General features: G+C 35.1%; 11 protein-coding genes. 4 read left to right on the plus strand and 7 right to left on the minus strand.

The genetic code is table 11. The annotated features are described in order from the left end of the window. Positions 1 to 44: 44 nt before the first annotated feature. Positions 45 to 458 (minus strand): BrxA/BrxB family bacilliredoxin, encoded by a 414-nt coding sequence (locus IEV72_RS06780; RefSeq protein ID WP_188458346.1) that lies wholly within the window; start codon positions 456 to 458, stop codon positions 45 to 47. 898 nt (positions 459 to 1,356) lie between these two features. Between IEV72_RS06780 and IEV72_RS06785 the strand changes: the two genes are divergently transcribed. The 4 genes from IEV72_RS06785 (at position 1,357) to IEV72_RS06800 (ending at position 5,983) form a co-directional block, all read left to right on the plus strand. Further along, positions 1,357 to 3,477, plus strand: a complete 2,121-nt coding sequence (locus IEV72_RS06785) for a M43 family zinc metalloprotease (RefSeq protein WP_188458347.1) — start codon at positions 1,357 to 1,359, stop codon at positions 3,475 to 3,477. Positions 3,478 to 3,482: 5 nt separating this feature from the next. After that, positions 3,483 to 4,418, plus strand: a complete 936-nt coding sequence (locus IEV72_RS06790) for a T9SS type A sorting domain-containing protein (RefSeq protein ID WP_188458348.1) — start codon at positions 3,483 to 3,485, stop codon at positions 4,416 to 4,418. A 101-nt stretch (positions 4,419 to 4,519) separates the two neighbouring features. After that, positions 4,520 to 5,170, plus strand: coding sequence for a 2OG-Fe(II) oxygenase (locus tag IEV72_RS06795; protein ID WP_188458349.1), 651 nt, complete (start codon positions 4,520 to 4,522; stop codon positions 5,168 to 5,170). A gap of 75 nt (positions 5,171 to 5,245) precedes the next feature. Beyond that, positions 5,246 to 5,983 carry a TerB family tellurite resistance protein gene (locus IEV72_RS06800; RefSeq protein WP_188458350.1) on the plus strand — a complete coding sequence of 246 codons (738 nt, stop codon included), beginning with the start codon at positions 5,246 to 5,248 and terminating at the stop codon, positions 5,981 to 5,983. 281 nt (positions 5,984 to 6,264) lie between these two features. Here IEV72_RS06800 and IEV72_RS06805 read toward each other — a convergent pair whose 3' ends face one another. The 6 genes from IEV72_RS06805 to IEV72_RS06830 form a co-directional block, all read right to left on the minus strand. Continuing rightward, on the minus strand, positions 6,265 to 7,182 hold the full coding sequence (locus IEV72_RS06805) for a GYDIA family GHMP kinase (RefSeq protein WP_188458351.1): 918 nt from the start codon (positions 7,180 to 7,182) through the stop codon (positions 6,265 to 6,267). A gap of 6 nt (positions 7,183 to 7,188) precedes the next feature. Beyond that, the gene (locus tag IEV72_RS06810) at positions 7,189 to 8,493 is read right to left on the minus strand and encodes a hydroxymethylglutaryl-CoA reductase, degradative (protein WP_188458436.1); all 1,305 of its coding nucleotides are present in this window, start codon (positions 8,491 to 8,493) and stop codon (positions 7,189 to 7,191) included. 59 nt (positions 8,494 to 8,552) lie between these two features. After that, positions 8,553 to 9,605, minus strand: coding sequence for a DUF481 domain-containing protein (locus tag IEV72_RS06815; protein WP_188458352.1), 1,053 nt, complete (start codon positions 9,603 to 9,605; stop codon positions 8,553 to 8,555). A gap of 94 nt (positions 9,606 to 9,699) precedes the next feature. Continuing rightward, on the minus strand, positions 9,700 to 10,314 hold the full coding sequence (locus IEV72_RS06820; protein ID WP_188458353.1) for a DNA-3-methyladenine glycosylase: 615 nt from the start codon (positions 10,312 to 10,314) through the stop codon (positions 9,700 to 9,702). A 93-nt stretch (positions 10,315 to 10,407) separates the two neighbouring features. Further along, positions 10,408 to 11,016: a hypothetical protein gene (locus tag IEV72_RS06825; RefSeq protein ID WP_188458354.1), complete on the minus strand. Its 609-nt coding sequence runs from the start codon at positions 11,014 to 11,016 to the stop codon at positions 10,408 to 10,410. A 263-nt stretch (positions 11,017 to 11,279) separates the two neighbouring features. Continuing rightward, positions 11,280 to 12,875 (minus strand): ATP-dependent DNA ligase, encoded by a 1,596-nt coding sequence (locus IEV72_RS06830; protein WP_188458355.1) that lies wholly within the window; start codon positions 12,873 to 12,875, stop codon positions 11,280 to 11,282. Positions 12,876 to 12,907: the final 32 nt, after the last annotated feature.

The raw sequence follows: 12,907 nt of genomic DNA on the forward strand, positions 1-12,907 counted from the left end.
TGTCCGTGTAGGGACAGCTTTTTTATTTTTTAATGCTAATCCGATTAAGCGCAATGCTCATCGTAAGCTTGTCTTAAATTGTCAGCAATCATCTCAGCTGGTCTACCTTCAATGTGATGACGCTCTAACATGTGTACCAATTCTCCATCTTTAAACAAAGCCATAGAAGGCGAGCTTGGTGGGAAGGGCATCATTTGTGCGCGAGCTTTATCGGTTGCTTCACGGTCTACACCTGCAAAAACAGTAACTAAATGATCTGGTTTTTTGTCGTTAGCCAAAGACATTTTTGCACCTGGACGCGCGTTAGCTGCAGCACAACCGCAAACTGAATTGACCAATACTAAAGTTGTTCCTTTTTGCTCCAATGCTTTTTCAACATCTGCTGAAGATAATAATTCTTGAAAACCAACCGTGGTTAGTTCTTCTTTCATGGGTTTTACTAGCTCTGGTGGATACATATATAATTTCTTTTATTTAAACTTAATTTAGATTGCAAATATACATAAAAAGCCCAAGCTGTTGAATTTTAAATCTTAATGCTTTAATAAGAAATAGCTCGAATTTTTAAGAAGCATTTTCCCGCTATCCGTTTCAAGTCCGCAGTCTTCGCTAAGCAAAACAGCGGCACACCAAGAGCTTCCTATCGGTCGCTGTGTTGCTTGTGTTTTGCTAAGCTCAGCCTTTGCGGGCTTTACACTACTATCGGGGCTAGGGCATTTTTCTTTCAATTCAAAGGTAGTAGCTGTTTAATATTTTAGATTTCAGAATTTAGATTTCAGATTTCAAACTATCCACCAATGGATGAAATGAGAAGATGCATTGCGAATAGCACTTCAATAGTTGGGGTGAATAAAACGCTTTAATCTCTCAACCCTTCAAGGGTTCGAAACCCTTGAAGGGTTATGTCGTGGCTAATTTTTGTTCTTTATTGTGGCTTCGAAATTTCAAACCTAGCATATCTTACAAAAAACATTCACAATTTAACTTAAAAACAAATTTTTAAATTTTCTTAATTTTTTAAGATATTTTTATTAATTTTATGCAAAAGTAGAAAAGTAACTAATTAATCTAATTATTATGAAACAAACTACGAACTACAACCTACAACCTACAACACGTATAGCGTTTATCTTTCTATTCCTAACATCTTTGGCGATGTTTGCCCAAGATGATGTTTGTGGAACGGAAAATGACACAAATGAACCTTTGATTAATACGAACAATAGTAGTACTTATTCATTTTCTTCGGATGAAAGTTTTTTAAACACGTTTCCTCAACGTAACATGAATATTGCAATTTGGGGCATTGAAAAAACGGATGGGGTTCAGTCCATCTCTCAAGCAGATGCTCATGCTATGGTTGAGTACCTGAATGCAGAATTTAACCAATTTAATATTTGTTTTAATTTAGTTCATTTTAGTCATATTGTTTCAGATCAACATTTTGATACAACTGCTTCAGTTGTCAACCAATTATTTTATACTGAACCAGCAGTAGAGTATGCCGGAACAGCCATACGAGTAATGGTTCCACACCACATACAATGGAGAGGTGTGGCATATGGCCATGATAGGCTAATAGTTAGAGCTGATCAAGAAGAAATAATTGGTATTTTTATTCATGAAATAGGACACAATTTAAGTTTAAAACATACTCATGAATATTTTGATTCTAGTTGGTTATGCGAAAATGTAACAAGAGATCCTAATGATCCAGCCTATAATGCAGAATCTGCTGGAGATTATGTGGTCGATACCCAAGCATCTCCAAATTTTTACACTTACATGCAATATGTATCACAAGATTGTAATAATTATACAGGTAATTTAATTAATAACTGCGATGGAGTGCCTTATAATATTACCTTAAATGAAATCCAAAATTATATGGCATATACCCGACAACATTGTAGGACATTGTTTACCACTGGACAGAAAATAAGGATGCATGAATATATTTCAAATGAAGCTAATGATAAATATATTAATATATTAGATGACATTGACTATGATTTGTATAGCGTAAATTCAATTTTAGATAAAGGCGCAGAGCCAGATAATCAAACCGGAGTCATTTGGGATAGCCCAGATATCTGGGTAAGAAATCAGCCTGATGGTCTAACCATACAAGAACATCAAGATTTAGAATATAATGATGATAATACCCCTGTTTATGTCTATGTGAGGGTGAAAAATAAAAGTTGTAATCCTTCCTCAGAAGACGATACATTAAAACTCTATTGGGCAAAAGGCGGCATTGGCGAACAAACATGGCCTTATTTATGGGAGGGAGATTACAATGAAAGTAATGCTTTAGATGTAGGGGGTGAAATAGGTAGTCAAACTATACCGGTTTTAGGTCAAGAAGATGAGGCAATTTTAGAATTTGAGTGGCAACCCAAAAGTCCTTCAGTATATGAAGATGCTGGATTTACGAATAAACCATGGATGTTCTGCTTTCTAAGCCGTATTGAATCTACAACTGATGTGATGACGTTTCCAGAAGAGTCTCCTTCTGATGCAGCAGTAAATGCTAGAAACAATAATAATATAGTTTATAAAAACACAACAACACTTGTTATTGAAGGCACAAGTGATATTGGTAGTATTTCTGCTGGAAATTATAGCGAATTAGTTGCTGTAACAAGCGATATTAATTTTTTTACCGATCAAGGAAACGCTATTTGGCAAGAAGCCGAATTAAGAGTGAGATTAGATGATAAACTTTGGAATGCCTGGCTAAATAGTGGTGCCCAATCTACAAACACTAGAATATGGAATTCTGCTGAAAGAGAAATTTTAATCAATGGCAATAATTCATCTTTAGATAATATAAGTTTTGCACCTGTTGAGTGGGGAACTTTAACTCCTAGAGTAAATTTTTTAATTAAAGAAGTTACCGGCGAAACATACACTTTACACATTAGCCAAACTGAATCAAATACAAATTATGTTTTAGGAGGCTATACCTATCATATCAATAGAAATTCTTCTAGACAATTTTTTTCTGCCGAAGCTAGTTTAGATAATACACAAAACCTTACCCATTTAGAAGCAGAACATATCAATGAACTAGCTGTTTACAATTGGTATGATGCAGAAGGTAACTTCATCTCAAGCGGACAAACCTTAACGATTACAAATATTGAGCTTAAAGAATATACCCTAGAAGTTATTGCTAATAGTGATGGACATAAAGACTATAAAAATTTTACTGTAAAAGAAAACAGAAGCATATCAAGTATATCGCCTAATCCTACACTGAACGATTTTTCAGTTAATTATAACACAGGCTCTGCTACTAACGCTTTTTTAGTAATTACCAATGTGATTTCTGGGGTAAGTGACAATTACCTTTTAGATATATCAAAGACGTACAAAACCATTAATATAAATAACAAGCCAACAGGACAGTATATCGTTAGCCTAGTAACAAATAATATAATTGTAGATACCAAGCAACTTATAAAAAACTAGAAACCATGAAACTCAATGTAAATTTATATAGCGTTTTTGCTATACTACTATTCAACCTAACGATTGCTCAAACCACCACCATACCCGATGAAAACTTCGAGCAAGCCTTGATTGATATGAATATTGATAGTGATGGTATTATCAATGGGCAGGTTTTGACTGCTGATATTGAAAATATAGTAGAATTAGATTTTTCAAATTTATACTTCACAGTATCTTATGATGAGGCAATTACAGATTTTACTGGAATAGAAAATTTTGAGTCACTTGAAATTATTAATTTATCAAACCTGTGGGTTGAACTTTTGGAAGATCAGGCAGATGTATTTAATTCAAATTTAAACCTCATAGAATTTATTGCAGATGATGCAAGTGTAGACTCAAGTCCATTTTTATGTTTATCAAAATTAGACTTTAGTAATTTAGCTAATCTTGAAATTATAAGTTTATACAATAGTTGTAATCTTTCAGTGATAAATTTAAAAAACCCGAGCATAACTCGAACAAATTTAACCATAGATTTGTCCCATGAATATTGGGATCCACCTAACACATATACAGTTTGCATAAATGTAAGTGATGCTCAGGCAGCTTCGTCAGGACAATTTCCTTACAATACATGGGATATCATTGCGCAAATACCCGATGAAAATAGTTACGCATATTTGGAATATACTTTCTCATCTAATTGTACCTTATCTACATCAGATTTTGATTTAAAAAATTCAATAACTATATATCCTAATCCCGTTAAAGACAAATTATGGATTAAAAACCCAAATCAATTGCAATTAAAAAGTGTAAAAGTGTTTACTATCCAGGGCAAACTAGTCAAGTCTTTTGCTAATGTTGATGACGGTATTTCGATACCTGAACTTGAAAGCGGGGTTTATTTTGTGAAAATCAATGATACTATTAGTTTTAAGATTCTAAAAGAATAGAAATTCACAAGTCAATCAACCTCATCATCTAATTGTTCTAGCACGAACAACCCATGCCATTTTAGCTTATTTTTGCGCACTTATTTTTTGTAAAAATAGCAATGGAAGAAAACAAGAGTTTAGCCTTTTCAGGAGTAGCATTAAATCCGCTTTACGAAGTCATTATAGAAGATATCAGCAAACAACATTTTACTATTGTTGATAATTTTCTGCCCTTAAGTCTAGTCAATCAGTTGCGTATTAACCTAGTTAACAAACAAGCCGAAGATCTGCTGAAAAAAGCCGCTATCGGAAACCGAACAAACGAACTCATCTCGAAAAGCATTCGTGGAGACTTCATTCAATGGATGGACGAAAAAGAAGCTGGACCTACCGAAAAATTATTTTTTGCTGAACTGAATTCGCTTATACAATACCTCAACCGAACTTGTTTTATGGGAATTCTGCACAAAGAATTTCACTATGCATTGTATCCAAAAGGAACCTATTACCAACGGCATTTAGATACGTTTCAAAATGATGATCGCCGTGTATTATCTATGGTTTTCTATTTAAATGAAGCAGACTGGGAAACCAAAAACGGTGGAGATTTGGTAATTTATCAGCCTACTGAAACTGGTGAACATGCATTACACATTCATCCATTTCCTGGAAGATTAGTCATTTTTGAAAGTCAAGTTTTAGAACATGAAGTACTGCCCGTTTTAGAAAGCGAACGCTATAGCATTACGGGTTGGCTAAAAACCCGATAAACAATTTTGTGAAAACTATTTGAAATCAAAGCCTAACTTTTAAGCTTAGCCTATATTTGCAGCAACTTTGTTTGTATGTTTAAATTAGTTGGAATTGTTGCCGGTTTTTTTGTGTTTAAAGGTTTTTTAGGCGCTTTTATCGGTTTTTTTATAGGAAGTATTATCGATCGCATGCTTGGGACTAAAATTCAGTTTCAATCCAGTGGCTTCGGCGGTCAAACTAGAAGCGTAAGTCCAGGCGACTTTGAACTCAACTTGCTTTCTCTAGCTTCATTAGTGATCAAAGCCGATGGAAAAATAACCCAAAATGAGTTGGATTTTGTTCGGAAATATTTCGTTCAAGCTTATGGAAAAGAACGTGCCAACGCAACCTTCAGAACTTTTAATCAAGTAGTTAAAAACAGAGAGATTTCTGCAGAACGTGTTTGCGATTTTATTCGCCCAAGACTAAGCTACGAAGTAAGACTTCAAGTCTTGCATTTTTTATTCAACATTGGTCAAGCAGATGGTCATGTCTCTGATGCAGAATTAAATGTTCTACTGCGAATTGCAAGAAATTTACGCATCAACAAAAGTGATTTTGAAAGCATCAAAGCCATGTTTTTTCAATCGGCAGACAATGCCTATAAAATCTTGGAAATTGAAAAGTCAGCTACAGACGATGAAGTAAAAAAAGCCTACCGAAAAATGGCCAAAAAGTATCATCCCGACAAATTACAACACATGGATGAAGCCTACCAAAAAGGTGCTCAAGAAAAATTTACCAAAGTCCAAGAAGCTTACGAGCGGATACAAAAAGAGCGCGGCTTGTAAGTTATTGTATATGACGCCATGAATGCGCTAATGATAACAAATAATACACGATAACTCGGATTTGCAATCCGAGTAAAATTAAAGCTTGTTACAAAATCATTTCACAACGCTCTCCGAAGTTTACAACGCTATTAAAAATGCCACGAATGCACGAATGATAAATTGATAACTCGGATTTGCAATCCGAGTAAAACAACGCTCTCCGAAGTTTGAAACTTCGAAGCATTAATTTGACAATACATAATAACCCAGATTTGCAATCCGAGTAAAACTAAATCTCCCTACAAAATCATCTCATCATAACTCAAAATCGTTTCAAAACCTTTTTGTTGAAAATATGTTCGGTCTTCAAGGTTGCCAACAGCCAAAACAAAATCGCCACCCCAAGCGCCTAAACTTTTTACGGTTCTCGGATAATCTGCAAAAAGTTCTTGCTGAATGGGTCGTTGTGCCAACAAAGAAGCAATGATTTTTTCATGCGATTTCAATAAAGCTTCAAAATCTTCAATTAGGGTTACTTCCAATATTTGTTGGGTAATGGAATAGATGCGTTCTACCGCCAATTCTACATTTTCAGGCGATTGACTGCGGTAATGCTGAATGGCTTTTCGGCTGTTTTGTTTCTGATTGAGGTACACAAAAAACAATTCATCTTTAAAACAAGGATTGAATTGTACAGGCTTGATGTTTTGTTGAAGCTGTTTTTTTTGAAATAAAATCGGTGTTTCATGTTGTGCGCAGGCTACATCGTAACCACTTCCGCCAAAGGCAACATCTTGTAACTGAAACGCATCTACTTTTGCCCATTGTGCTAAATTGTTGATCAAGGTAGAAGATGAACCCAAACCCCAATCTTTTGGAAATTCTAATATTGAAATGAAATCGAATCCCACTTTAGCAGAAAATAACAAAGGATTTTGTAGAGCAATCCAATTGAAAATTTCAATTAACTTTTGTGCTTCATTTGATGCAGTTGCACAACTAAATTGAAATTTTTCATTCCAAATAAATTCCAAATCTAACCAGACTTTGTTGTTTTGTAGAAGGCTTTTCCAAGTGATTTTTTGTTGATGGGAAGTTTCAATCACTTGTAAATGTTGTCCGAATTTCGTGGGCAATCCTAAAGCTTCAGCACCATCTAAAACTACATATTCTCCAGTGAGCAATAATTTTCCATGACTATAAAAAGAAGTGGACATGATTTATTATTTAGCGCGTAAATCGTTCATAAAATTAACCACAGCCGAATGAGTCACGGTGTTGTATTTAAAAAATTCGACTGCTTTTTCACGTTCTTGCACATCAGCTTCAAACTGATTTAAGATATTCATCAAGTGCATTTTCATGTGTCCTTCCTGAATGCCTGTGGTCACTAGTGAATTCACCGCTCCGAAGTTTTGCGCTAATCCAGCAACTGCAACAATCTGCATCAATTCTTCTGCGCTTGGATTCTGCAATAATGCCAAGGCCAATTTTACCAACGGATGCAAACTGGTAAGTCCACCAACCGTTCCTAAAGCCAAAGGAACTTCAATCCAATAGGTAAAGATTCCGTTTTCCACTTTGGCGTGAGTGAGACTGCTGTATTTTCCGTTTCTAGCTGCATAAGCGTGAACGCCTGCTTCAACTGCTCTAAAATCGTTTCCTGTGGCTAAAACCACAGCATCAATTCCGTTCATGATTCCTTTGTTGTGGGTTACGGCACGGTAGGGTTCTACTTCGGCAATGTTGATGGCACGTACAAATTTTTCAGCGTAAGCTTGACCTTCTTCTTTGGTTTTCCCTAATTGATCAACTGCACAGCTTACTTCTGCTCGCACTAAACAATTGGGCACGTAATTGGAAAGAATGCTCATAACAATCTCCAGTTCTGCATCGTCTTGAAAATGCAAATGTGCTTCGTCTCTAAACACCGCTGCAAATTCTTCTAAACACGAATTGATAAAGTTCGCACCCATCGCATCTTTGGTTTCAAAAGTGGCGTGCAATTGATAGTAATTCGCTAAATCTTCAGATTTATTTACCAAATCCAAACTGCGAATTCCACCGCCGCGTTTTTCCATGTTTTTGGTAATGGATTGAACAGATTCCAACAACTTGGGTTTTACTTGTTGGAAAAAAGCTTCCAATTCTTCCAATTCTCCTGAAAAGTTAAAATGAACTTGACCAATTTTCTCAGTTCCTAAAACGGTGGTTTTAAAGCCACCGCGTTCGCCCCAAAACTTAGCTGCTTTACTGGCTGCTGCCACTACAGAACTTTCTTCAATAGCCATCGGAATCACATAATTTTTGTTGTTGATGGAAAAATTAGGTGCTACGCCAAAAGGCAAATAAAAGTTGGTAAGGGTGTTTTCAATAAATTCGTCGTGTAAGCGTTGAAGCTTTTCGTCTTGGTTGAGGTATTGACTTAAAATTTGTTCAGCTTGGGGAAAATCCTTCAAATAATGTTGAAGTAAATAATCTGTTTTTTCTTGTTTACTGAGTTTTGAAAATCCTTGAATGGCTTGCATTGGCTTAAATTCTGTTCTCTGCAAAGATACTTTTTATATAGCAAACATAAGCTGTAGAATTACAAACTCCACCCGAGCGTAGTTTGAAATACATAATCCTTTTCTCTACCCGATTGTATAGGCTGATTGTCGTAATTGTAACTCAGTCCAAAATTGATATAAAAATCGAAAGGCAAATCATATTTAATATCAAAATTAAAATCTGTTCGCCATCGGCCAGACTCAGTTAAGCTTGGGTATACCACAACTCTACTCAAAAAGCTTAAATCGCCGATATCGTATAAGTTAGCTTCCGTTCCGAAAAAAAGCTCTGCACTATCGTTACTGCTATCCACTCCATCTAAACTAAAACTTTCATTATTAAAAGAAGCTCCAGTTTGCAAGCCCCAATACAAGCTATTGGTTTGTACAAGGTATTTCCCCATCCCAAGTTTGCTAAGGGTTCGTAAGTTAATGTTTTGGGCAGTATTGGAGAGCCAATTTATTTCTGCCAATCCAAACCATTTATTCTTGATGTAATTTTTATAAACTAGATTAGCTTCTAAACGTTGCGTCTTTGATACATCCTGTTGTGAAGAAATAATGTGGTTATAACTTGTTGAAGCAGACCAGTTTTTAGAACGGTATCCTAGATTACTTCTCACGCTATATTGCGACAAATTATTGGCTTTAGTAAAGTTGTACCCCACACTTAATGAAGCATTTAAATTACTCCAAAAATCTTGGTCTAGTTTTCTAAGAAAAACAATTTCTTTAATTTCAGTTTTAGCCAAAGTATCATTTTTAAAAATAACACCAACTTCCTCATCATCTATACTTTCCAAATAACCAGTATAGCGTATCCCCGAGGATAAGCTTACTAAATAGAGTGTTTTGGTTTTAATTTTTTTTATTTCTACCCATTTTATTTTGAAATCGTTTTTGCTGTAATCTGTTTCAAAAGTAGCTACATTTTCTTTCATTTCTTTAAGCTCACCTACAAGAAGGTCGCCAGTTTTTAAATGAAGGGAATCCGTCTGTGAAAAGGAAAAGTTAAAAGACATGAATACGGCACAAACTGTAAACAGTGAGAAAAGTGTACTGTTTTTTAGTTTTTCAAAAATGAATTGCATAATAATGGTTTAGCTAAAATAAATACATAACAAAAATAGATATTTATTTGAAAAAGGATTAATTTGAAGCATCTAAGCTACATAAATTGCTTTTTTATAGTTGTTGTCTTTTAGTAATATGGGCTTCAATATCATCAAAATGACCAACAAAACGCCAAGGAAGTAGTGCATCATCTTCTGCATAAGCAATACCGATTCGTGGAGTGGTTTCAATTTTTGTAGGTTGAAAATTTTGTTCTTCCATCCAAATGCTTTTTCCACAAATCGAAGTTTCATTATGTTTTTTTGAAATGCCAAATGCTTGGGTGAAATTACCTGGACCAATAGTTAAATTGGAAGTAACTTTAGCTTTCTTTCTGCGTTGAAGCATGGTTTCAATGCCTTTAATTGGAATGACGCTACGAATCAAAACCACATCTGCCACATCTTTTTGATTGCAGACGATATTGAATAAATGATGAATGCCATAACACAAATATACATAAGCTATTCCGCCAGCTTCATACATGACTTTGGTACGTTTAGTAAAACGACCCAAATGGGCATGACAAGCTTTATCTCCTACTCCAGCATAAGCTTCTGTTTCTGAAATGATGCCCACGCATAGTTTATTATCAATATGTGTGTGTATGGTTTTACCGAGTAAATCTTTTGCTAAATGAACTACATCTTGTTGTTGAAAATAAGAAGGAGGTAGTTTCAATTTCATATATTTTTCAATTTGTCAAAATGCTTTTTCGCATTAATAACCAATAATTTATTATTCAAAGTTAATTTTTTAATCCCCCCTATTTTGAAATATTTATAACCTAAAAGCAAATCCTAATTGAAGTGCATATCCGCTTAAACTAATAGCATTGTTATCAGCATCTAAGATGTCGTCATAATCATTATTTCCTTGAATACTAATGTTAGCAAAAAGACTGTTGGACAAATCAAATTTTAATACAAAGGCTGTTTGAAATCCAAATACATTATGGGTATTGTAATCTATGGATGATTGATTTTTAAAATTAGATATTCCTCGGTAATACACGCCAAGTTCGACTAACAGCTTAATATTTGGATTTTTCACTCCTCCGTATAGCGATTTAAGCCAATCTAAATTGAAACCGTAAAGCAAAGGAATTGTATAGGAATCAAAAGATAATCCTGAAAAGGAAACTGTTGAAAATCGGTCGTAACCTAATCTTAAATGAGAAAATTCAGAGCTTTGATATTGAAGTGCAAAACCTGCCATATTAGATGCTTGGTTGGTTAAGTGATCACCGTTTTGTTCAAAAGATTGATTCATTATGCCAGCTGCAAATCCTATTGAAAACTTTCGTTCTTTGTCTTCTTTATCTTGGTCGTTATTTTCTTGAGAATGAATGAATAATGGAAATAAAATAATAAGAAAAAAATACTTCATATGCATAAAATATTTATTGCTGATTTATATGTAGCTATCTTTCCATGATAATGGCAAAGCTTTAAATCAATTTAATAAATTGATTCATAAAAATATAAGAGAAAAAGAAATTTCATAAAAGAAATAAGTGTTAATTGTTTTTTAAAGGTTATTTCATACACTAACCTTAGATTCATTAAAGACCCCACAGGTTTTCCACCAAAGGCGGACAAGTTAAACCTGTGGGGTCTCCTATTTAGGGTCTTTAACTTCGAATAGGATACCTATTTCGGAATCATGGCTTTCAAATCTTCCAGTGTATTAGCCTCTCCCATTTTTTTGTCGTTTCGCCAACGGGAAATTCTGGGGAAACGGGTAGCTACTCCACTTTTGTGTCGTTTGGATTCGGCTATGCCTTCAAAAGCAATTTCGAATACATGATAAGGTTCAACACTGCGTACAGGTCCAAAACGTTCTAAGGTGTGTTTTTTAATCCAAGCATCTAAACTTTTAAATTCTTTATCGGTTAAACCAGAATAAGCTTTAGCAAAAGTGACTAATTCTTTGTGCTCATCGTCCCACAAGCCAAAGGTGTAATCTGTAAACAGATTGCTTCTTCTTCCATGTCCGCGCATGGCGTAGGTAAGTACCGCATCGATGCTAAAAGGATCGGATTTCCATTTCCACCAATCGCCTTTTTTTCTGCCGACGCCGTAGGTGGAATTTTTGCGTTTAATCATCAAACCTTCCGATTTAATTTCTCTGGCGTTTTCTCGCTCTTTTGCCATTTCATCCCAAGCAGAAAATTTCATAATTTCTGAAAGATGAAACACAGAAATCTCATCCTTGAAATCGGCATGCAATTGGTCTAAAATTCTTCTTCTATCTACAAATGATTTCTTCCGAATGTCTTTGCCTTCGTATTCTAAAATGTCGTAAACTTTCAAAATAACAGGTGTCTTTTCCAATAGTTTTTTAGAAACGGTTTTTCTGCCAATTCGGGTTTGTAAGTCTTTGAAGCTTCCTATTTCATTATTTGGATAGGCTAAAATTTCACCATCCAAGACGATTCCGTTGGGCAGTTTTCCTACAAAATCTTCAAATTCTGGATATTTATCGGTGACCAATTCTTCCCCACGACTCCACACAAAGAGTTGATTTTTACGAATAATCACTTGACTACGAATGCCGTCCCATTTGTGTTCGGCTAACCAATCTTTGGGATCACCTAAATCGTTGGGTTGGTCTTCAATGGCATAAGCCAAATAAAATGGATACGGTTTGGAAAGGTAATCAGCTTCGTTTTCTTCTAAAATTAATTCTTGAAAGCTGATTTTATTAGGATTCCAATTTCCCATTAATTTAAAGGCTAAAACTTCTTCATCAATTCCGGTGGATTTGGCTAAGGCACGCGTCATCAATTTCTGACTTACACCAATTCTGAATCCGCCAGTAATCAATTTGGTGAATACAAATCGCTCGTAATAATTGAGTTTTTTCCAGTTGGAAACCAAGTATTCTTTTTTGACTTCGTCAGATTCTTTTTTTAAAGCCAACATTTCTTCTAAGTATTGTGTTAAGCTTTTTTCGGTTTCTTGTTGAGAGTCGGGAACCACCAAAGCGATGGTTTCAGCTAAATCGCCTACAATATGGTAGGATTCTTCAAAAAGCCATAGCGGAATGTTTGCCAATTCTGAAGCATATTCACGTATTAAAGTAGTATTTACAGGTCGTGGTGGTCGCCGATGCGAAAGAATAGCAATGGTCCAAACCTTATCTTCATCAGATACTTGCTGAAAGTAATCCGCCAATGCTTCTACCTTCAAATTGGTTTTGTTGGTGGAGTCGATGGTTTTGATAAGTTGGGCAAATGCTTTCATATTAAAAATATTTGCCCCCTAACCCCCAAAGG

This window comes from Psychroflexus planctonicus (assembly GCF_014640195.1).
GTDB lineage: Bacteria > Bacteroidota > Bacteroidia > Flavobacteriales > Flavobacteriaceae > Psychroflexus > Psychroflexus planctonicus.